This is a genomic window from Salegentibacter lacus, from assembly GCF_020164555.1.
Taxonomy (GTDB): Bacteria; Bacteroidota; Bacteroidia; order Flavobacteriales; family Flavobacteriaceae; genus Salegentibacter; species Salegentibacter lacus.
This window is the reverse complement of sequence record NZ_JAIQZB010000012.1, coordinates 1-21342: the sequence shown is the minus strand read 5'-3', so window position 1 is coordinate 21342 and position 21342 is coordinate 1. Positions and strand designations below refer to the sequence as shown.

Annotated in this window: 21 protein-coding genes; 16 read left to right on the top strand and 5 right to left on the bottom strand. The window is 37.4% G+C overall.

What is annotated here, in order from left to right:
* The first annotated feature begins 49 nt into the window (after positions 1-49).
* A complete protein-coding gene (locus tag LB465_RS11030; RefSeq protein WP_224469918.1) occupies positions 50-508 on the top strand; it encodes a GNAT family N-acetyltransferase in 459 nt (152 codons plus the stop codon).
* A 63-nt stretch (positions 509-571) separates the two neighbouring features.
* Positions 572-1384, top strand: coding sequence for an MBL fold metallo-hydrolase (locus LB465_RS11025; protein WP_224469917.1), 813 nt, complete (start codon positions 572-574; stop codon positions 1382-1384).
* 238 nt (positions 1385-1622) lie between these two features.
* On the opposite strand, the gene sucC is transcribed toward LB465_RS11025, so the two are convergent.
* Complete coding sequence (gene sucC, locus LB465_RS11020) at positions 1623-2819, bottom strand: ADP-forming succinate--CoA ligase subunit beta (RefSeq protein ID WP_224469916.1); 1197 nt, start codon at positions 2817-2819, stop codon at positions 1623-1625.
* A gap of 268 nt (positions 2820-3087) precedes the next feature.
* On the opposite strand from sucC, the gene LB465_RS11015 reads away from it, so the two are divergent.
* From LB465_RS11015 to LB465_RS10985, 7 genes are all read left to right on the top strand, one after another.
* Positions 3088-4260 carry an MFS transporter gene (locus LB465_RS11015; protein ID WP_224469915.1) on the top strand — a complete coding sequence of 391 codons (1173 nt, stop codon included), beginning with the start codon at positions 3088-3090 and terminating at the stop codon, positions 4258-4260.
* A gap of 112 nt (positions 4261-4372) precedes the next feature.
* The gene (gene lysA, locus LB465_RS11010; protein WP_224469914.1) at positions 4373-5605 is read left to right on the top strand and encodes a diaminopimelate decarboxylase; all 1233 of its coding nucleotides are present in this window, start codon (positions 4373-4375) and stop codon (positions 5603-5605) included.
* An 8-nt stretch (positions 5606-5613) separates the two neighbouring features.
* Positions 5614-5991, top strand: coding sequence for a hypothetical protein (locus LB465_RS11005; RefSeq protein ID WP_224469913.1), 378 nt, complete (start codon positions 5614-5616; stop codon positions 5989-5991).
* Between the two features lie 22 nt (positions 5992-6013).
* Entirely contained in the window at positions 6014-6550 is a 537-nt protein-coding gene (locus LB465_RS11000) for a 2'-5' RNA ligase family protein (protein ID WP_224469912.1), read from the top strand.
* A 762-nt stretch (positions 6551-7312) separates the two neighbouring features.
* Complete coding sequence (locus tag LB465_RS10995; protein ID WP_224469911.1) at positions 7313-8320, top strand: TlpA disulfide reductase family protein; 1008 nt, start codon at positions 7313-7315, stop codon at positions 8318-8320.
* A gap of 160 nt (positions 8321-8480) precedes the next feature.
* Positions 8481-8873 carry a hypothetical protein gene (locus tag LB465_RS10990; protein ID WP_224469910.1) on the top strand — a complete coding sequence of 131 codons (393 nt, stop codon included), beginning with the start codon at positions 8481-8483 and terminating at the stop codon, positions 8871-8873.
* A gap of 63 nt (positions 8874-8936) precedes the next feature.
* Positions 8937-10214 carry a hypothetical protein gene (locus tag LB465_RS10985; protein WP_224469909.1) on the top strand — a complete coding sequence of 426 codons (1278 nt, stop codon included), beginning with the start codon at positions 8937-8939 and terminating at the stop codon, positions 10212-10214.
* A gap of 381 nt (positions 10215-10595) precedes the next feature.
* Here the strand turns inward: LB465_RS10985 and LB465_RS10980 are convergent, their stop codons facing one another.
* From LB465_RS10980 to LB465_RS10965, 4 genes are all read right to left on the bottom strand, one after another.
* Positions 10596-11357 (bottom strand): hypothetical protein, encoded by a 762-nt coding sequence (locus tag LB465_RS10980; protein ID WP_224469908.1) that lies wholly within the window; start codon positions 11355-11357, stop codon positions 10596-10598.
* Positions 11358-11397: 40 nt separating this feature from the next.
* A complete protein-coding gene (locus tag LB465_RS10975; RefSeq protein ID WP_224469907.1) occupies positions 11398-12312 on the bottom strand; it encodes a L,D-transpeptidase in 915 nt (304 codons plus the stop codon).
* Between the two features lie 468 nt (positions 12313-12780).
* The gene (gene yaaA, locus LB465_RS10970; RefSeq protein WP_224469906.1) at positions 12781-13542 is read right to left on the bottom strand and encodes a peroxide stress protein YaaA; all 762 of its coding nucleotides are present in this window, start codon (positions 13540-13542) and stop codon (positions 12781-12783) included.
* Between the two features lie 150 nt (positions 13543-13692).
* On the bottom strand, positions 13693-14184 hold the full coding sequence (locus tag LB465_RS10965) for a CIA30 family protein (RefSeq protein ID WP_224469905.1): 492 nt from the start codon (positions 14182-14184) through the stop codon (positions 13693-13695).
* Between the two features lie 256 nt (positions 14185-14440).
* Between LB465_RS10965 and LB465_RS10960 the strand changes: the two genes are divergently transcribed.
* From LB465_RS10960 to LB465_RS10930, 7 genes are all read left to right on the top strand, one after another.
* Entirely contained in the window at positions 14441-14827 is a 387-nt protein-coding gene (locus tag LB465_RS10960) for a (deoxy)nucleoside triphosphate pyrophosphohydrolase (protein ID WP_224469904.1), read from the top strand.
* Complete coding sequence (locus LB465_RS10955; RefSeq protein WP_224469903.1) at positions 14824-17967, top strand: DEAD/DEAH box helicase; 3144 nt, start codon at positions 14824-14826, stop codon at positions 17965-17967. Before LB465_RS10960 ends, LB465_RS10955 begins: the two co-directional genes overlap by 4 nt.
* 3 nt (positions 17968-17970) lie before the next feature.
* Complete coding sequence (locus tag LB465_RS10950; RefSeq protein WP_224469902.1) at positions 17971-18951, top strand: HNH endonuclease; 981 nt, start codon at positions 17971-17973, stop codon at positions 18949-18951.
* A 288-nt stretch (positions 18952-19239) separates the two neighbouring features.
* Positions 19240-19536, top strand: a complete 297-nt coding sequence (locus LB465_RS10945) for a TIGR03643 family protein (protein ID WP_224469901.1) — start codon at positions 19240-19242, stop codon at positions 19534-19536.
* A gap of 93 nt (positions 19537-19629) precedes the next feature.
* Positions 19630-19878 carry a hypothetical protein gene (locus LB465_RS10940; RefSeq protein ID WP_224469900.1) on the top strand — a complete coding sequence of 83 codons (249 nt, stop codon included), beginning with the start codon at positions 19630-19632 and terminating at the stop codon, positions 19876-19878.
* A gap of 327 nt (positions 19879-20205) precedes the next feature.
* Complete coding sequence (locus tag LB465_RS10935; RefSeq protein ID WP_224469899.1) at positions 20206-20934, top strand: SDR family oxidoreductase; 729 nt, start codon at positions 20206-20208, stop codon at positions 20932-20934.
* A 74-nt stretch (positions 20935-21008) separates the two neighbouring features.
* Positions 21009-21342: transposase DNA-binding-containing protein (locus LB465_RS10930; protein WP_262902902.1), on the top strand; the 334-nt coding region annotated here is incomplete at its 3' end.

Genomic DNA, 21342 nt, shown 5'->3' with positions numbered 1-21342 from the left:
GCAGAAACAGCATTATTTTCTATTTTAGCCAGAAATTAAGAATAAGAAAATGGAAATAATTGCTTACCAACCTCAATACGCCAAAGATTTCAAGGAACTAAATATAGCCTGGCTTGAAAAATATTTTTGGGTAGAACCTCACGATCAGGAAGTTCTGGGAAAACCCGAAAAATATATTATTGAACCTGGTGGGAATATCTTTTTAATAAAAGACGGCGATAAAATTATTGGCTGTGTGGCTTTAATGAAAATTGACACCGGAATTTTTGAGCTTACCAAAATGGCCGTAAGTCCTGAATACCAGGGAAAGAAAATAGGTCAGAAATTAATGGAACACACCCTCGATTTCGCTAAAAAACAGGACTGGGATCATCTGATTATCTTTTCGAACAGAAAGCTTGAAAATGCCATTTATATCTATAAAAAATATGGTTTCAGGGAAATTCCTATTGGAGAAAACAATCCCTACACACGTGGAGATATAAAGATGCGGCTTGATCTTTCTTAAATTTTTACAAAAGCTAAGTTATTCTATTCTCTGTTCCTTAATTTTAATGCAAAACAACCAAATATGAAATATTTATTCACTTTACTCGCAGTGGGAATTCTTTTTACCGGCTGCAAGGATGAAGAAAAAGAAAAACAAAAGGAAGATACGATCACCGAAAATCCGTATGGCGAGGCAAATAACGTTCTGGTGGCTGATTCGGTTAACATAGACATCCAACCCATTTCCCACGCTACGGCGGTGATTAACTGGGGCGATGCCACTTTTTATATAGATCCCGTAGGCGGTGCTGAAGCTTTTGAAGGAAAAGAAAAACCAGATTTCATCCTCATTACCGATATTCACGGAGATCACATGAGCGCTGAAACTTTACAGGCCATAGACCTGGAAGGCGTACATATTATTGTTCCGCAAGCGGTAAAAGATGAACTGCCGGATGAAATGAATGATGTTGTTAGAACTCTGGAAAATGGCGCAATAACTCGCGTACTTGATTTCTATATTGAAGCCATCCCAATGTACAACCTTCCTGAAGACCCTGAAGCTTTTCACCCTAAAGGACGTGGTAACGGCTATGTTGTAGAGAAAAACGGACAACGACTTTATATTGCGGGTGATACCGAAAATATTCCTGAAATGAAGGAACTGGAAAATATTGAAATTGCTTTAATCCCAATGAACCTTCCGTACACGATGACCGTAGAAGAAGCTGCCGATGGCGTTTTAGCCTTTGCACCTGAAAAAGTAATTCCTTACCATTTTAGAGGTCAGGAGGGATTTGCCGATGTTGAAAAATTTAAAGAATTGGTTAACGAAGGCAACACAGCTATTAAAGTGAAAATGCTGGAATGGTATCCTGACAGAGAAGAAGAATAAAAATCCTGATTATAAAAAGTAAAACCCGGTGATGAACCGGGTTTTTTATTGTTTATAATTTGGAAAAGCCTAAGACTTTTCTGCTTCGAATAAAAAAAATTGTTATCCAATCGCTAACATTCATGCACAAAAAAACTGTCTAAAATTATCTTATTAGGTCATCCTGAACTTGTTTCAGGATCTAACACGATTCACTTTAGACAGTCTTAATTTTACAGAAATAAATTCCTGTGAAAATTTATTTTTTAAGTACTTCCTGTACTTTATCAGCAGCTTCCTGGAATTGTACTGCAGAGTGAATCTTAAATCCGCTATCGTCAATTAATTTCTTGGCTATATCTGCATTGGTTCCCTGTAGACGTACAATAATTGGCACATCAATAGTATCTCCAAGGTTTTTGTAGGCATCTACAATTCCTTGCGCCACTCGGTCACAACGAACAATTCCTCCAAAGATATTTACCAGGATCGCTTCAACTTTATCATCTTTTAAGATCAAACGGAAAGCTTCTTCAACTCTCTTGGCATCAGCTGTACCACCAACGTCAAGGAAGTTAGCCGGCTCACCACCTGCTTGTTTAATAAGGTCCATTGTTGCCATCGCAAGTCCGGCACCATTTACCATACAACCTACGTTTCCGTCTAGGTTTACAAAATTAAGCCCGACTTCCCCAGCTTCAACTTCAGTTTGATTTTCTTCACGAATATCACGCATCTCAGCATAGTCTTTATGACGGAAAAGCGCATTATCATCAAGGGTTACTTTTGCATCAACTGCAAGGATTTTATCATCACTGGTTTTTAAAACCGGGTTGATCTCAAAAAGTGAAGAGTCAGATTTTTCGAAGGCTTTGTAAAGAGCCATTACGAATTTTGTCATTTCCTTAAAAGCAGTTCCGCTAAGTCCGAAATTAAAAGCAATTCTTCTCGCCTGAAATGGCATTAACCCTGTTGAAGGATCAATTTCTTCATTAAAGATTAAATGCGGAGTTTCCTCTGCAACGCTTTCAATATCCACACCACCTTCGGGAGAATACATAATCATATTACGACCGGTTGCACGGTTTAGCAATACAGACATATAGTACTCTTCTGGCTCGTTGTCGCCAGGATAATAAACATCCTCGGCTATCAACACCTGGTGTACTTTTTTACCTTCGGCAGAAGTTTGTGGAGTCACAAGGTTCATCCCAATAATGTTTCCTGCTATTTCTTCAACCTCTTTAAGGTTTTTTGCTAGTTTAACACCACCGCCTTTTCCGCGGCCACCGGCGTGTACCTGAGCCTTAATAACGTGCCATCCGGTACCGGTTTGTTCGGTTAGTTCTTTGGCAGCATCTACGGCTTCTTTTGCATTATGCGCAACTAAACCGCGTTGAATGCGAACGCCAAAACTGCTTAAAATCTCTTTTCCTTGATATTCGTGTATGTTCATAATCAGCTATTTCTTCAGTATTTATTACGGTTAGCAAAAGTAACAAATGTATAGCTATTGTACCAATCTTTTTTACGATATCCCCAGCCCTGCTATAATCTAATTCCGCAGAAAAATTTAGCATTTCGTTAAGGAATCAGGATTTTCTAAATCCACGTTATTACTGCGATTTCACAACTATAAGCTTATCGTAGGTTTTTACCTAAATTTTATGTTATTAACCATATCCAGTTTAATTTTGCCCCTTGCTTAAAAATTAACCAAAAGAATGAATAAAGCACTTGTTGCATTGGCTATTGGAGGTTTTGGGATTGGAATGACCGAATTTGTGATTATGGGAATTCTTCCAGATGTAGCTTCGGCACTAAACATAAGTATTCCCCAGGCCGGACATTTTATCTCGGCTTATGCTTTAGGTGTGGTAGTAGGCGCGCCTTTGCTTACTGCTTTTGGTGGAAAATGGCCTGCCCATAAGACCCTGCTTTTGCTTATGGTTTGGTTTACGGTGTTTAATTCACTTTCGGCTTTTGCTAATTCTTACGAGTTATTACTGGTTTCCCGTTTTCTATCGGGTTTACCGCACGGAGCTTTTTTCGGAATTGGCGCCGTGGTTGCCGGCCAATTGGCAAAACCGGGGAAATCGGCTCAGGCCATAGCCATTATGTTTACCGGACTAACCCTGGCCAATGTATTTGGAGTTCCGCTGGGAACTTATTTAGGGCATAATTATAGCTGGAATGTTTCTTTTATGCTGGTGGGTGTAATTGGTTTACTGGCCATTGCCAGCGTGAAATTCTGGATGCCAGAACTTCCAAAATCTTCTTCTGAAGGAATTAGAAAAGACTTAAATGTACTTAAACGCGGCGAACTCTGGATGGTGGTTTTACTCACTACAATTGGAACCGGTGGCTTTTTTGCCTGGTATAGTTATATCGCGCCGTTAATTACCGATGTAGCAGGCCACCCAGAAGGATTTGTAAGTTATGTGATGATTCTTGCCGGTGTAGGAATGGTTATAGGAAACCTGATTGGCGCTAAACTTGCCGAAAAATTCTCTCCTATTTATGCGGTGATTATGAGTATGATTTTAATGGTTTTCGCTTTAATTACCAACGCGTACGTAGCCGAAAACCAAATCGCAATTTTGGTAATGACTTTTCTAATCGCCACCATCGCTTTTTGTCTTTCCACTCCAATACAAATGGTGATGATCAACTCAGCCAAGGGCTCAGAAAGTTTGGGCTCGTCTATGAACCAAAGTGCATTTAATATGGGAAATGCTTCCGGTGCTTACTTTGCCGGATTACCCATCGCCTTTGGTTATAGTTTTACTTCGGCCTCATTGGTTGGCGCTATTATGGCCGGACTGGGTGTTTTTATCGCCCTGGCAATTATTCTTATTAGAAAGCGAAAAGAAAGTACCGTAGCAACCGCGAGTTAAAGTATCTTCTCTTTAAATATTAACAATTTCAGGGAATTCGTTATTTTTGAGACTTGCACTTGTGTGAGTTCAAATTTCTCCTGTTTTTTGCCACTTAAATTTTTTAATTATTATGACTAATCAAGATCTGCTTGCTGTTGCCAAAGAATTTGGAAGCCCTGTATATGTTTATGATGCCGAAAAAATCGCTTTTCAGTTTAACCGACTAAAAAATGCGTTTTCTGAAGTTAAAGATTTGCGTATTCATTATGCGGTAAAAGCGCTTTCTAATATTTCTATTCTGAAATATTTAAATTCCCTGGGCAGCGGGATGGACACGGTTTCTGTACAGGAAGTTAAGCTTGCGGTTGAAGCCGGGGTTGCGCCAAAAGATATTATTTATACACCAAATGGAGTTTCTTTAGAAGAAATTGAACAGGTGGTGAGATTGGGAGTTCAAATTAATATAGATAACCTTTCTATCCTGGAACAATTTGGTGCCAAGCATCCCGATGTTCCGGTTTGTATTCGTATTAATCCGCATATTTTGGCTGGCGGAAATTCTAAAATTTCTGTAGGTCACGTAGATTCTAAATTCGGGATTTCCATCCATCAAATGCCGCTTTTGCTGCGCATTGTTGAAAATACCGGAATGAATATTAATGGGATCCATATGCATACCGGAAGCGATATTCTTGATATTGAAGTTTTCCTGCGTGCTTCAGAAATTTTATTTGATTCGGCTAAAAACTTTAAAAATCTTCAGTTTCTCGATTTTGGAAGCGGATTTAAAGTACCATACCGTGAAAATGACATTGAAACCGATATTGAAGAACTGGGAGAAAAATTAACCGAGCGATTTAAAAATTTCTGTAAAGAATACGGGCGCGAACTTACCTTAGTTTTTGAACCGGGAAAATTTTTAGTGAGCGAAGCCGGAAAATTCCTGGCCAAAGTGAACGTAATAAAACAAACCACTTCTACGGTTTTCGCCGGAGTTGACACCGGATTTAATCATCTAATTCGCCCAATGTTTTATGGATCTCATCACGATATTAAAAATGTTTCCAATCCCGAGGGGAAATTCAGGTTTTACTCGGTGGTAGGCTATATTTGCGAAACCGATACTTTTGCCAACAACCGCCGAATTGCCGAAATTACCGAAGGTGATATTCTCGCTTTTAGCAACGCCGGGGCCTATTCTTTCTCTATGGCCAGTAATTTTAATTCACGCTACCGCCCTGCCGAAGTTTTATGGTACAAGGGTAAAGGCCATTTAATTAGAGAACGCGAAACTTTTGAAGATTTGCTGAGACATCAAAAAGTTATAGATTTTGCGCCGAAGACATCAAAAAGTTCTAAATAATCCTCTTTATGGAAACAGTTTTTAAAAACAAATGGTTTTATAGGCTACTCATTATTTATATTTTCCTATTGCTCATCTGGAATACCTATATGGTGATTACCGGAAACCTCCTGGGATTAATTGCAATAGTTATAGAATTAGCGCTGTTATATTTACTATTTAATAAACACAGACTGGCAAAAACGGCCATACAGTTTTGGGCAATTATAATGATGCTTGGCCCTGGACTTTCTATAATTGGAAAACTTATCAAATCGGCAACCGGAGATGATTTAAATTTTATAGTAGATAGCCTTGTGCAAAATTTACTCTTATTCACTTTCGGCTTATTGATTTATTATTTTAATAAGAAAACTGTTTTTTTAAGGGAAAGAGAATTAAATTAAATCTCGAAAATAATATTCTGAAATGTCTTTATATTTTCTCGCGACAATTCCTCCGGAAGAAGTTTGTAAGCAAATAGAATCGCTGAAAAAGGAAATTGCCGAAAAATATGAAGCAAAACACGCGCTGAAACTACCGGCACATATCACCCTTCAAATTCCTTTTAAACTTCCTGAAACAGAAGAAGAAAGACTTATAGATATCCTTGATCGTTTTACTGAAAAACAGAAATCTTTTGAAATTAATTTAAGAGATTTCGGCAGGTTTTCGCAAAAAGTGATTTTCATCAATATTCAGCAGCACGAGGAGATCATTAAGCTTCACGCCGAATTACAGCAAGTTCTGAACAAAAATTTCAGTTTAAAAAAGCACGAGAAATTTTCTAAGATCCATCCGCATATTACTCTCGCTTCACGAGATCTTCATTATAAACAATTTCCCAAAGCCTGGGCCGATTTTAAAGAACGCGAGTTCGAAGCATCCTTTACCGCGAATTCCTTTACACTTCTAAAACACGATGGGAAGCAGTGGCACCATCACTGTGATTTTAAATTCAATTAATCGCTTTAATCGAGATCAATATTTTTTTGGTTATAAAAAGATAAGGCTTAAATATCATTTTCCGGAAAAATCAGAAAATTTCACTCCGTCTAATTTCCTCAAAAAATTAATTTTTACTTAAACTTACAATACCTATATTTTTTTAACCAAATAAACCAGAAAAAGCTCCGGATAAAATATAAATTTGGCTAAAAGCATAAAAATTCCTTATATTTACAGTCTGTTTTATAAAAATTGAGTTTTAAACATCAATTTCTCAAAAGCCAGGAATATCCGAAATACTGGATTTTTACGACTACAAAAACATTCTTTAAAAAGGCATTTTGAGACTCTAAAAATCACTTAAACATGAAAGATCGTATAAATATTTTAAAATTAGTAGGAATTATTTTCACAGCTTTAATACTGGTTATTTTACTGGATTTCGCTTTAAAATCGGCCATAGCAGCTTTATAATCATGCAAGCAAGATTATTCGGCCTGCTCCTAATAATAGCCGGCTTGATTTTAAGTTTTTATTCCGAAGAAAAAAACTTTGATTTCTTCGCTGGTATTTTAATCGGTGCAGGTGTTCCCTTCCTGATCACAGGGAGATTCCGGTACTGGCAGTGGAGAAGAAAATCGTAAAAAGGATAGTCAAGCAATCTACTAGTAATACTTTTTATCGCAGATTTATTTAATTTGTAAGACCTGCTTACACAAACTTTCTTTTGATTTTTAATCGCTATCTTAATCTAAATTAATCTCATAAATAGATACATCAATGCGATTATTTTTCACCTTTTTATTCCTCTTATTCATTTTTCCCGCACTTCAGGCGCAGGAATCAGCGTTTTCTTTAACCGGAAAAACAAGTGATATAAAAGATGGCAATTGGCTTTATTTTCGGGATTTGGTGAACGGAGGCACTCTGGATTCTGCAGAAGTAAAAAATAAGCGTTTTAAGTTTACCACCAAACTTCCTGAACCCAGAATGTGGGTTATGTTACATACTAAAGACCGGTCTAAATTTGTAGAAGTCTGGCTTCAAAATAAACCTATACATTTTGATGCCAGCAACAAGGATTTTGCAGAAGCTGAAATAACCGGCTCCATTTCACAGCAGTTAGTCGAAGCAGAAAAAGCGGTTTACGAAGACTTTGATAATATTAGTGAGACTGAACTCAGAAGACGTCAGGAAGAATTTATAGAAAACAATCCTAATGCCTTGATTAGCGCCCGCATGCTTTATGAAGTTTCGGGAAAATGGGGACAGGAAGCTACTGCCAAATATTTTGAAATGTTTCCTGATGAAATTCAGGATAGCTCTTTAGGAAAGCGAATACTTTCAATCTTAAATAATGAGAATATCCCGCAACTTGGGGAAAAATATGCCGACTTTCAGTTACCGACGCCAAATGGAAAGGAGCTTAAATTTTCAGCTTTAACCGGTAAAGTAACGCTATTACAATTCTGGGCTTCTACCTGTGAACCCAGCAAAATGCAAAACCGAGAACTAAAAAAATTATATCGAAAATATAAATCAGACGGACTTGAAATTGTAGCTGTTTCCCGAGATCTCCATAAAGAAAATTGGATTGAATCGATTAAAAAAGATAATCTCAAATGGATACATTTAAGTAGTTTAGAAGGTTGGGAAGGTCCGGTATTTACTAACTACGGAATAAAAAGAACACCGTCCAATTATCTTATAAATAACGAAGGCAGGGTTGTAGGTCGCAATTTAAGAGATGACGAATTAGAGGAAAATATTAAAGAATTATTGAAATAATAGTTTTTTTGATTAATTTCATTAAGAATATTCCCAAAATATTCTAACAACTTAACCGAAAATTTATTTGAATTTTCACTTATAGTATTTCGAATTGCCATTAACAGGCACCGACCGGGATAATAGTGTTTATTCTAATATCACCTTTAAAAGTTAAGTTGTGACTATTCACTATCAAAAGAAAAGGCTAGAGTATAAACTACTGTACGGCATCGTTTCAGTAAGTTTTGGTACTATTTCGTTTATCATAGGTTCAGAACCTCTTTTTATATATCCCTGGTTAATCCTGGGATTCTTAGAAATTGGCACCTGGTATTACGAGAGGAAATATCACTACCTGCAAATAAATAATAATATACTTACCAAAAACTCACTCTTCCCGAAGAGCATCGATCTTACCGAACTTAATGCTATTAGAAAATATAGAAGCACTTTTGTTCTGGAATCGCAAGAGCAAAATATTAAAATTCATAAAGATTTAATCGCTACAGATTCTCTTAACCAGCTTACCGATCTTCTAAATGAAATACCACTTCAATCTCAGCAAGTATAAGCGGTTTTTTCCTTGCAATTATTGATAAATCTGTATTTTTAAATCACTATAAATTTACAGAAAATGAAAAAGCTGCTTTGGCTAATTTTTATACTTCTCATTGGCTTTATCGGCCTTATTTACTTCTCAGTTTCCGCAACCGATAAAGAATTTGAAACCGCAACGATAAAAGAATTTAAAGATATTGAGAATATAGATTTCCGCGAGCACGATTCGGTTTTAGTGGCTGCCAGCAGTTTATATAAAACCAATCCGCTTAAGAATATTATGCAGGGCGAAAATTACAGGGAAGCCTGGGCGACCCTGGTAAAAGTTCCGGTACTTTTTCTCGATACGCTTTATGGCGGGATGGAGATTGTAAAAGAAGGTGGTGGCACCCAAACCCATTCGCTTCGTTTAAAAGATAAAGATGGTTACTTGTATTCATTACGCAGTGTAAATAAAGATCCTTCTACCCACGTGCTCGAATTTGCCCGAAGTCTGAGGCTTGAAAATATTGTAGTAGATGCCATCTCAGCCTCTCATCCATACGGCGACATTCTTACCGCTGCACTTTCGGAAAAAGCTAATGTTTTACACACCCACCCTAAAGTGGTTTTTGTACCGAAACAAAAATTTTTAGGTAAAAAATACAACGAGAAATATGGCAATCGGTTGTTTCTGCTGGAATATGAAACCGAAGGAGAAAAGAACTGGACAGAATACGAAAATGTAAATGAAATCCTTGACACCAAACACCTGCAGGAATTGAAAGATGAATACCCTGAAAAAGTTTCGGTTGACAAAAATGCCCTGGTGAGAGCGCGGTTATTCGATTTACTAATTGGTGATTGGGACAGGCACGCCAAGCAATGGGGCTGGGGAATTCGGGTGGAAGATGACACATTCAAAGCTATTCCCGTGGCTGGCGATAGGGATAATGCTTTTTTCAATTTGGAAGGCGTTATTCCCGGAATAATCTCAAATGAAAGTATTGAACCCAAAGTACGGCCTTTTGAAGAGGAAATCGATTATATGCCGGGACTGGTATATCCTAACGATGTTTATTTTCTAACCGATACTCCGGAACAAATCTTTAATTCGGAAGCAAAAAAGCTACAGGAATTAATGACCGATGAAGCGATAGCTGATGCTTTTAAAGCCTGGCCCAAGGAAATCTACGAATTAGATGGAAAAGAGATTGCCGAAAAGATAAAATCCCGCCGGGAAAATTTGGTCGAATATGCAAAGGAATTCCACCGAATTATTTCTGAAAAAGAATTACTAAGTAAACCGCTAAAAGGTTCGGAAGATGCCAAAATCAGCCCTGAATTAATTAAATGCTTTGAATGCGGAAGTTAGGATTTCAGTTTTCGGTTTATTGTTTGGAGTTTTGAGTTTGTAGTTTCCGTCATTGCGAGGAGGCGATCGCCGACGCGGCAATCTGTGCTTGGTTCCATTGGTTGTTCCGCCACGAATGCACTTATATCTCGCCTTGTATAATCTCTCCTCGTCAGTTCGAGTGGCCGTATTTGAGCAAGAGTGAAAATACCGCTGTATCGAGAACCTTAAGAAGTTCTACCTGCCTTGCACTTCTCGATACTTCCTCCTCCCGTCGGAAATCGAAGTGACGGAAGGAAACAGATCGCCGCGCTCGTCCCTCGCTCGCGATGACAAATGCAAGAGAGGCTGGCAACTCACAACTGAGAACAGAGAACAGAGAACAGAGAACAGTGAGAAAACTTAATTAATAATAATATTCGTTTTATCCACGCCCGTATTACCCGTTACAGGATCAAAAGCATAAATAGTGATGGCATAATAACCTTTTTCTAAATTAGTCTCTGCGGCAAAGGTGCTGGGCTTTTCTGTCGGCTTTAAAGTGATTTCCCGACTTTCTTTTTCTTCAGAACTTATAATTGCTTTTACCTCATATTGGTTGGCATCCCAAATACCATCCTCGGTTACGGGGCAACCACACATCATAACAATATTGGCTTTAAGACTAACTTCTTCTGAAGCTTTAATACGTTCGTGCGTTTGTGGTGATAAGATATCGACTACAAACCCGGGCACTTCCAGCACTACTCCATCGCCGGTAATATCTTTACCCGGAATCACCCAAAGTTGGGTACTCGAAATTACTTTTGCCTGCTTTTTATTGATTGGGGCGTGGGCTTCTACCCCTATAAAAGTAGGTTCTTCTATATTTAATTTAGCTTCAAATCCGGCTGTATTTTCATCGGTAAGCTTATCGTAGCGTGCTTTCGGAGTTTGCAGGATTAGTTTGGTATTTCCAGTGCTTCCGGAGGTTACGCCCTGATCCAGGATCTCTCCTGTTTCAGCATTTCTAATAATTATTTTTGCGCCGCCAATAGAGCTTCCTATAAATTTTGCATCTTTTGCCAAAGCTCTAACCATAACTGAAGTCTCCTGAGCCAAAAGGCTTCCGAATCCAAATAAAAAAGCACAGAATAAACTAAGAATCGAAAATCTAAATTTCATAAAACCGAATTTATTACTAAAATACAAAATCTGCAGGCATCTAAAGCACAATTTCCTGATCGCTTAAATCTTCAAATTTAAAGTTTAAAGGATCGTTTTTATAACGTTGGGCATAAACTTTAAGGGTATCTCGTTCTGCCCTGCTTAACTCATTACTTCTCTGGTTTTCTTCAAGTTTTAACCAGGGTTGAATATCTTTATAATCATATTCACCAATGACCATAAACGGAGTTCCGTTTTGCACAATCACATCACTTTCCAGTGCCCACATACTCGCCCAATCGTAAATAAATTTTGCATCTTCACGGTACATTCTCACACAACCGTGGCTAGCAGGATATCCCGGCAGCGTATATTCGTGTGTGCCAATTCCTTCAAAATTCATAAAGTTGAAATAATAAGGCATAATCCAGGATTGGTCTATGGTACTTATCTTTCGCTTGGCTTTATAATTCCCATAATATAAGCCCGAAGGTGTACCAGTACTCTGTTTCCCGGTACTCACCGGCCCCCAATACAATAAGTTTCCGTTTTCATAAAGGGCAAAAGCCTGAATGTGTTTCGAAATTATCACAGTTTTGTCTATTGAATCCAGAGGTTCTAAAAGCTTCGGAAAAGGTGCATAGAGCTTCAAGTCACTTACCAAAGAATCAGGGATTATGAGTTTGGTACCGGGTTGAATACGGTGAGCATCAATTCGGTTTAGGGTATAAACCAATTTCGCCTCTTCTTCAGAGAAATTATTAATGAGACTGTCCAGATGTTCCTTGCTCGAAATAGAATCCAGTCTATAAGTAGTTTTAAAAACCGGCGGATCAAGGGAAATGGTATCTAATTGGGTTGGCGGAACTTCCTTCTGCTTCTTCTTTTCCTGTTCATTCTTATTACAGGCCGAAAAAATTAGAAAAATTATTCCCGAAAACACCAGGATTAGTTTAGTGTATTGTTGTTTCAAATTGGCAGATTTAGGTTGCATTTCCAGGAAAAAAAACTTTTCTGTTTGTGTACGAAATTAGACTGCTATATTTTCTTCTGCTGCCAAGGAAGCGTTAATAATTTGTTGTGGGATTGGTAAAAGTTCTCGGTTGCGAGTTGTCTGTTATCTGTTTCGGGTTGTAAGTTACGTGTTGTCGTGCCGATCGTCATTGTTAGAAAGCGCAGCTGGTGTGGCACTGTGTTCAATCAGTTAGTTTCTGTTATTCACAATTTCACTGTCAGTTTGAGTGACGGTATTTGAGCTGAAAGCGAAAATATCGTTATATCGAGAACCAGTAGAAGTTAGAGCTCAAAAGCACTTCTCGATACTTCCGACTCGCATCGGAACTCGAAGTGACGGGGAAACTCCAACAAAAGATCGCCGCGCTCGCGATGACGAATTTGAGAACTGCCTACTGAAAACTGAAAAACTGCCTACTGAAAAAACCTATCTAATAAAAACCGGTTCGTTCTCCTTCTCCGTATGTTCTTCGCTAAATCGGTAATCCATATAATCGAAACCTTTAAGCTCCTCCAGGGTTTTTACGTCTTTATCTATAATATAGCGCACCATTGCGCCGCGGGCTTTTTTGGCGAAGAAACTGATGATCTTTAATTTTCCGTTCTTGAAATCTTTAAAAACCGGTGAGATCACTTCGGCTTTTAGTTTTTTGGTGTCTATTGCTTTAAAATATTCGTTGCTGGCCAGGTTGATAAACAGCTCTCCTTCTTCCATTTCCTCGTTTAGCAGTTTGGTGACTTTAGGTTGCCAAACTTCATAAAGACTGTTCTTACGCTCTATCCCTACCGAAGTTCCCATCTCTAAACGATAAGGCTGCATGAGATCCAGCGGTTTTAAAACGCCGTAAAGTCCGGATAGGATGCGCAAACTATCCTGCAGACGATCCAGCTTTTCGGTGGAGATGGTATAAGCATCCAGGCCTGTATAAACATCGCCATCAAAAGCGTACATCGCCGGGCGGGAATTCTTTTTGTTGTGTTCTTCCTCAAAATCCTGGTAACGGGTATAATTAAGATCGGCCAGCTTATCGCTAATGCTCATTAATTCTGAAATTTCACTTTTAGTCATTCTGGACATTTTGCGATTGAGTTTCGCAGTGGTTTCCAGAAAAGCGGGCTGTGTGCCGCGGGTGGTAGGTAATTTAGATTCGTAATCCAGGCTTTTCGCCGGGGAAACAACAATTTTCATAGATAGGTAGTTTTATTTCAAAGATAAGTGAAAGCATAGAAACCGGGAAAGCCGGCTTTTATTAGTTTTTTATGGAAGTATAGTTATGAGTTATTGCTATTGAAGAAATTTACAAGCCGCAAACGCCCTTGTAATTTCTACTATGGAAAATTACTCCAGCTCAATTTTATCGATTTCCAGCCTGAAATCTTCTGCTATTTTATTACCGATTAAAAACCGAATTTCCTGAATTGTTTCTGCAGAAAAGTTGGGAAGATCCAGTTTCCGTCCACGAAACACCGGTTCCATTTCCTTTAGCGGCACTTCCACGGTTTGCCAATCTCCGGTAGTTTTGAAAGTATAAATGTAGGAAGCTCTATCGTTTAGATTGGATTTCATCCTGAACTGATAAGACTTCCCGTTCCCTTTTAACGTAATGAGCGCTTTTTTATAGCCTTCGATGTTTTTAGAAGGAAAATGATACTGTACTGAAGCGAAACCCCCATTGTTTTCCAGGGAAACCGAACCTTTAAAAATAGCATTTCCATCGTCACTACGTTCCAGTTTACTGCTGGAATTACCACCCATTACCACGTCGTTCTGTATTTTCCAGGCCGACCAGTCGGTAGTAGCGCTAAAATCAAAAAGAAGTAATTTACTCATCGTCAGGATTATTAAAAACAAGAAGCATTGTTGCTGTAACATTTTTGTTTTCAAGTTATGATTTTTTATTGATAATCAACCACTCCTGGAAATAGGGATTGATTAAACGAAAAATGAATAGTTGATAAAAACCTACAGCATTACGGAAAACCTTTTTTGGTTTCTGAATTAAATGTTAAATTGAGCACACCTAAATTTTTATTCTGAAAAAATATCCTTTCTCACAATTGAGTTATTCCATTAAATCATACTCTTTATGATAAAGGTTTCTTGCGCTATTATTGAACATAATGGCAAAATTTTATGCGCACAAAGGAGCGGCAAAATGGATTTACCCAACAAATGGGAGTTCCCTGGCGGAAAAGTAGATGAAGAAACTTATGAAGAATGCTTAATAAGAGAAATTAAAGAAGAATTGGGAGTTGAAATTAAAATTCTGGCGCAATTACCTATCAGTGAACATATCTATTCTGAATCGAAAGAAATCCAATTGATACCTTTTCGTTGTTCATTAAAAACTTTCAATTTTTTGCTACTTGAGCATTCACGAATTGAATGGTTAGATATTCAAAATTTAAAATCCTTAGATTGGGCAGAAGCAGATATTCCTATTGTAAATTATTATTGTAAAAATTATAAATGAGTTTTGAAACCGGTCTTTACGAACAACTAATTACCAAATTAGTGTCCAATAAACTTGAAGATGTCGATTTACAAAAGTTCCACGTCAGTGAATCAGCTTTAGATAAAGAAGAAGCTTCTCAGTACTTAAGTACTTATTTGTCTGAAACCATCAAGTTTGCACTAAATGAAATCAAAGACAAAGACCGCCCTTTAAAACAGATTGAACTATCGAACAAAATTATTAGCTTACTAGTTGAAGAGCTCAAAAATGTTGAATTTTCAGATAATTTAATTGAAAATGAAGGGAGGATTTTACAAGCGGTATTTTCAAAACTAGATTTTCCCTATTCAAATTTGGAAGCGAGGTTGAAAGAAATTACACCTTATACTCGATTAAGCCAAAGTGAACTTTTTACCGGAAATAATGTAGGAATTTCCCTGGAAAGCGAGATTAAAAAAGAAATTCTTTCTGCTGACGAAATTTGCTGGTTAGTCTCTTTCATTAAATTTTCTGGCATTAGAATATTTAAAAAGGAACTTGAAGAATTTACCAGAAGCGGTAGAAAACTAAAAATCATTACAACTTCATATATGGGTGCTACAGATGTAAAAGCTGTAGAATACCTCTCATCGTTACCGAATACCGAAATAAAGGTTTCTTATAATTCAGAGCACGAAAGGTTGCACGCCAAAGCATATTTATTTCTTCGAAATTCAAGTTTTCATACCGGTTATATTGGGTCTTCTAATCTTTCACGCTCTGCACTAACCAATGGTTTAGAATGGAACCTTAAAGTTACCACCCAGGAAATTGGACATATCATTGATAAATTTCAAAAAACTTTTGAAACATATTGGGAAGATCCGGAGTTTGAAAACTACAAATATCAAACTCATCGCATAAAGCTAAGTAAAGCTCTCAACAGAGAAAACACCCATAAAACGAATCAAATTAGCACTTTCTTTGATCTTAAACCTTATCCATATCAGGAAGAAATTTTATCAAAATTACAGGCAGAAAGAGAAATTCATAACCGAAATAAAAACTTATTAGTCGCGGCTACAGGTACCGGAAAAACTGTTATTTCTGCTTTCGATTTTAAAAGGTTTAAAGACAAAAAACCAAATGCAAATTTCTTATTTGTAGCACACCGAAAAGAAATTCTTCAACAAGCGCAAGCAACTTTTCAACACGTGCTAAGAGATGCCAATTTTGGGGAATTATGGGTAGATGGTTATGAGCCTGAAAGATATAACCATCTTTTTGCTTCGGTCCAGACATTGCATAGCCGTTTGGAAAATATTGAGTTAGCTGAAAGCTTTTTTGATTACATAATTGTAGATGAAGTTCATCATATAAAAGCAAACAGCTACCGTCCAATACTTCATCGTTTTGAACCTGAAATCTTACTAGGACTTACCGCCACTCCGGAAAGAATGGATGGTGGAGATATTACAGAAGATTTTCATAATAAAATAGCAGCCGAAATAAGATTACCTGAAGCACTAAATAGAAAACTGCTTAGCCCTTTTCAATACTTTGCACTTTCTGATACAGTTGATTTAAGTAATGTGAAATGGAATGGTAAGTACGAAATTAGAGAACTCACTAAACTATATACCGAAGATGATCACCGAGTTGCCGATATTATTAAAAACTGCGAAGAATATTTAACCGATATAAATAATGTGCAAGCTTTGGGGTTTTGTGTAAGCCAGGAGCACGCAAAATTTATGGCAGAAAAATTCACACTCGCCAATCTTAAAGCTGATTATCTGGTAAGTGGCAATAGTAGTTCGAGAGATGTAATTCGGAATAAACTACTTCGAAAGGATATAAATTATCTTTTTGTGGTAGATATTTTTAACGAGGGAGTTGATATTCCTAATATTGACACAGTTCTCTTTCTGAGGCCTACTGAAAGTTTAACTGTATTCCTACAGCAATTAGGTCGTGGACTTCGGCTTGCCGAGAACAAAGACTGTTTAACTGTTCTTGATTTTGTTGGAAATGCTCGCCCGGAATATGACTTTGAACATAAATTCCGCGCACTTGTTGGCAAAACTCACACTTCAATAATTAGGGAAATTGAAGACGAGTTTCCACATTTACCCCTTGGATGTTCTATCGTTCTGGAGAAAAAGGCAAAAGAAGTAATTCTAAAGAATATTCGCGAAGCAACAGAATTTAGACGCCCACAACTTCTTCAAAAAATAAAAGCATTCAAACATCATTCTACGCTACCACTTACTTTGAATAATTTCCTGGAATTTCATCACTTAGATATTCGGCAAATTTACAAGAAAGGAAGCTGGAAACGTTTATGTGCAGACGCCGGTGTAATTCCCGATTTTAAAGAGCCACAGGAAAAAGAGTTTACCGCGTGTATGCAAAGAAAACTCATCAATTGTAACTCATTAAGTTACTTTAGATTTATTCAAGAATTAATCAACAATGATTTAAACTTAAGACTGCTCTCAAAAAAGCAGGAAATGATGCTTCTTATGTTTCATTATGACCTATGGCAAGAAAGTGGCGAAAAATTAAAATTCACAGATCTTACAACGAGTATTGAAACTTTAAGCAAGAATAAAATAATGCTTAAAGAGATGCAAGAATTTATTCAACATCAGGTTGAACAAATTGAATTTGTCGAAAAAGATATAGATTTAGAATTTCCATTCGCATTAAAACTACACAGCAGATATAATCGGGAAGAAATTTTAGCTTCTTTAGGATTGAGTACTTTTCAGAAAAAATCATCAAATCGTGAAGGCGTGGCTCAAAACAAGGAATTGAACATTGAAGCATTATTTGTTACTCTTAAGAAAACTGAGAAAGAGTATTCCCCTACTACGATGTATGAAGATTATGCATTAAATAAACAACTTTTTCACTGGCAATCCCAAAACAGTACTGCGCCAGATTCTCCAAAAGGCGAATCCTATATTAAACATCGCGAAAAAGGCAAAAAGATACTCTTGTTTGTTAGAGAACAGAATGTAGATGAATACGGTTTTACAATGTCTTACACCTTTTTAGGAGAAGCAGATTTCGTGAAATCGAAAGGAGCTAAACCAATGAACGTTGAATGGAGATTGCACGAAGAAATGCCGTCTTATATTTTAAAGGAAAGTCAGAAATTAGCTGTTGGTTAAAATATGTCAGAAGAGTTAATCTTTAAATACTTGAACTATTTCAAAAAACTTAACCGGGGTTTTAATAAAAAGCTTGGCAGGGCACCTCATAAACCTATACTTCTACTTACCATAATTCAATTAATTGCTAAAGGAAAAATAACCTCGAATCGAATTTTCATTACATCAGAAATTCTTCTGGCATTTAAACAAAATTGGGAGCAATTGGTACACACCGATCATTCTCGAAATTTTGCACTACCTTTTTTTCATATGAGATCAGAACCCTTCTGGTATTTAGTAGCAAAACCGGGAAAACGAATAGAGACAACCCGTTCTAAAAGTATTAAAAGCTTTAATAATTTAAATGAATCTATTGCTTTTGCTGAAATTGACAAGGAGTTCTTTTTATTACTTCAGCAGCCCGAAAATCTGCTATGGTTTGAACAGTTTTTAATCGAATCTTATTTCCCAGATTTTAAGGTTAATTATTTAAGACCAGATAGGTATTACGAAGAAGATAAAATTGAAAATGAAATTCTAAACGAGCCCAGTGAACTTTATCAGAATCACATTAAGCAGTTAAAAGAAACTTTACAAGAAAATGAGTTTGAAGAAGAAATTTTTGTTCGTGGAGGCTTATTTAAAAGAACAGTTCCTAAAATTTACGATTACACGTGCTGTATTTCAGGTTTAAAAATAAATTCATCTCATAATATCCAAATGGTGGACGCCTGCCATATTTATCCCTTCAGTATTTCAAATGACGATACTGTAACAAATGGTATAGCTTTATCCCCAACGCTTCACCGCGCTTTTGATCGAGGTTTAATAACAATTAATTCAGATTTCCTAGTTAGAATTTCTCCAACAATAGAAGAAGAAAATTCTAGTTTTTCCCTCTCCAATTTTGAAGGTAAGCAGATTTTATTACCCAAAAAAGAAGAATGGTTCCCGTCTCAAGAAGCTTTAAAATGGCATAATAAAGAAGTTTTTATGCTTTAAGTATCATATCAAACAAAGATTCCCTCGGTAGGGATTGCAGTGGAAATCCTTTTTGGGAGGTACGAACAAAAAGATTGCAACGTAAGGCCCGCCCCGTTAGGGGAACGCCCAAATTAGCTTTCTAATTTACAAAAACCTTCACCAATGTTCAACCGGCTAAACTCCTGTATTTATATAAATTTGTAGTCAACTACCTTAGAGTAGGCTTACGAGTCATTCGTAGTGAAGAATTGTTTAATTTTTCGAGATAAGCCCCGGAGTATTTAAATCTCGATTATCGAATAAAAAATGAAGATCGCTGAAAAATTTGAATTGAATGAACGCCAGCAAGACCGTGTAATTGCTATGGCTTGGGAAGATCGTACGCCTTTTGAAGCTATTGAATACCAGTTTGGCCTTGCTGAAAAAGACGTGATTAAATTTATGCAGGAGCAAATGCACCCGCGAAACTGGAGAAAATGGCGCGCCAGGGTTCAGGGTAGGAAGACCAAACACGCAAAACTAAGGGATAACGAGATCTCGAGGTTTAAGTCTTCGGCACAACGCCAAATTACCGGGAATCGCATTTCAAAGAAGAAATATTAAGCTTTTTAAAAGCACTGGAAATCAATTAATTTTGGTCTAAACTTCAGTTTAACACTTCTTTTCCTTATCTTATACTTCCAAAAAACTCAAAAAATGGAAGGTTCCCGTAAACATCCCAAGCTTGTAAAAGCCTTTAGCGGCAGTTTTCTTTGGCGAAATACCGGAGGAATTATTATAGATTATAACGGGCGTTTGCTTAATTCGGCGAATTACCAATACAAGACTTCCGGAGGGAAATTCATTAAAATAAGGTTTAAGAAAAAACTGAATTCAGCTAAAAAACCACCACAGTTTAGCTGCGCCTGGAAGATGATGACGACAGTGAATTGTTCGTTGAATTGAGAGCGACTATGCACAAGAATCTTTTGTAATCCTTTAGAAAAACCGAAAAATTAAAGACCTGTTAGATGCTGAAACAATCCCGCCTGAACGGCCGGGCAGGTTCAGCATGACGTTCGGGTCGTCATCCTGAATTTATTTCAGGATCTAAGATAAATTGTATCCTAATACATGATAGACCCTGAAACCAGTTCAGGGTGACGAGAATGAGATTCTTGTTAACTTTCAGCAGCCGGATCTCCCTAGTTAAATTCCTGTTATTTCAAACTTCTTTAACGCGATAAACTTCTTAATCCTCCCAACTTGCAAATCAACCAATAAATAAATAACATGGATTTAAATGATAAAGTAGCCGTTGTAACCGGTGCAAGTAGCGGAATTGGAAAATCTATTGCGGAAGAACTTTCTAAAAAGGGCTGTAAAGTGGCTTTAGCCAGCCGAAGCCTGGATAAATTGAAAGATATAGGAAAAGGCCTTAGCGGAAGTTTTGAAGTAGAAATGGATGTTACCAGCGATAAAAGTGTGACTAAAGCTTTTGAGAAAATACACGATCGTTATGGGCAGATAGATATCCTGGTAAATTCTGCCGGAGTGATGCCACTCACCTATCTTAAAAATAGAAAGCTGGAAGACTGGCTACAAACTATAGAAGTAAATGTAAAAGGTACGCTGCGTTGTATTCACGCCGTACTCCCTATGATGAAGAAACAAAACAGCGGACATATTATAAACATCGCCTCGGTAGACGGAAAAGAGATTTTTGAAGGCGGCGCGGTTTACGGCGCATCGAAAGCTGCGGTGATAGAACTTTCCAGAGCAATGCGTATGGAACTTTCGCCCGAATTTAATATTCGAGTGACTTCTATAGAACCGGGAACTGTTGAAACCAGTCTTAGAGAAGACATCACCGACGAGGAATTGCTGGAAGACAAAGATTATGGAAACGGCGAGCCGAAGTTAACTCCGAAGAATATTGCTGATGCAGTACTTTACGCCACTACCCAACCCGATAGTGTAAATGTGAATGAGTTGCTTATAAAACCTACAGGGAAGAGTTAGAAACCCTCCGACCCGCGGCCACCTCCCCTTGAAAATAAGCTACCGTGTGTACACAAATGTACTATTTTAGGAGTATGAATATAACTGAAGATACTCATGGGTTTTTCCCGAACTATTCGGGATATCTGTCTGACCCTCGTTTAGAACGAAGATGTCAGCAATTATGGAAAAAATTAAGTGATCGTCCCAGTTCTTCCATACGGAAAATTGCTTCCAACAATGCGGAACAAAAAGCATTTTACCGCCTCTTGAACAATGAAAGGACAAGGGAAGAGCAGTTAGTGAAAGAGGCCTCTTCTCGAACAAAAAGCTTATCATTTGGAAGAGACTTACTTTGCATTCAGGATACTTGTGAGGTTAATCTTGGGAAGCATAAAGGCAGGTTAAAAGAAAACAGCGGCCTAGGTC

Coding starts and splice junctions, on each gene's coding strand:
- LB465_RS10995 (WP_224469911.1), top strand. CDS start 7,313: ATGCGATTATTTTTCACCTTTTTATTCCTCTTATTCATTTTTCCCGCA.
- LB465_RS11025 (WP_224469917.1), top strand. CDS start 572: ATGAAATATTTATTCACTTTACTCGCAGTGGGAATTCTTTTTACCGGC.
- LB465_RS10960 (WP_224469904.1), top strand. CDS start 14,441: ATGATAAAGGTTTCTTGCGCTATTATTGAACATAATGGCAAAATTTTA.
- LB465_RS10980 (WP_224469908.1), bottom strand. CDS start 11,357: ATGAAATTTAGATTTTCGATTCTTAGTTTATTCTGTGCTTTTTTATTT.
- LB465_RS10950 (WP_224469902.1), top strand. CDS start 17,971: ATGTCAGAAGAGTTAATCTTTAAATACTTGAACTATTTCAAAAAACTT.
- yaaA (WP_224469906.1), bottom strand. CDS start 13,542: ATGAAAATTGTTGTTTCCCCGGCGAAAAGCCTGGATTACGAATCTAAA.
- sucC (WP_224469916.1), bottom strand. CDS start 2,819: ATGAACATACACGAATATCAAGGAAAAGAGATTTTAAGCAGTTTTGGC.
- LB465_RS11005 (WP_224469913.1), top strand. CDS start 5,614: ATGGAAACAGTTTTTAAAAACAAATGGTTTTATAGGCTACTCATTATT.
- LB465_RS10965 (WP_224469905.1), bottom strand. CDS start 14,184: ATGAGTAAATTACTTCTTTTTGATTTTAGCGCTACTACCGACTGGTCG.
- LB465_RS11015 (WP_224469915.1), top strand. CDS start 3,088: ATGAATAAAGCACTTGTTGCATTGGCTATTGGAGGTTTTGGGATTGGA.
- LB465_RS11030 (WP_224469918.1), top strand. CDS start 50: ATGGAAATAATTGCTTACCAACCTCAATACGCCAAAGATTTCAAGGAA.
- lysA (WP_224469914.1), top strand. CDS start 4,373: ATGACTAATCAAGATCTGCTTGCTGTTGCCAAAGAATTTGGAAGCCCT.
- LB465_RS10940 (WP_224469900.1), top strand. CDS start 19,630: ATGGAAGGTTCCCGTAAACATCCCAAGCTTGTAAAAGCCTTTAGCGGC.
- LB465_RS10985 (WP_224469909.1), top strand. CDS start 8,937: ATGAAAAAGCTGCTTTGGCTAATTTTTATACTTCTCATTGGCTTTATC.
- LB465_RS10935 (WP_224469899.1), top strand. CDS start 20,206: ATGGATTTAAATGATAAAGTAGCCGTTGTAACCGGTGCAAGTAGCGGA.
- LB465_RS10945 (WP_224469901.1), top strand. CDS start 19,240: ATGAAGATCGCTGAAAAATTTGAATTGAATGAACGCCAGCAAGACCGT.
- LB465_RS11000 (WP_224469912.1), top strand. CDS start 6,014: ATGTCTTTATATTTTCTCGCGACAATTCCTCCGGAAGAAGTTTGTAAG.
- LB465_RS10955 (WP_224469903.1), top strand. CDS start 14,824: ATGAGTTTTGAAACCGGTCTTTACGAACAACTAATTACCAAATTAGTG.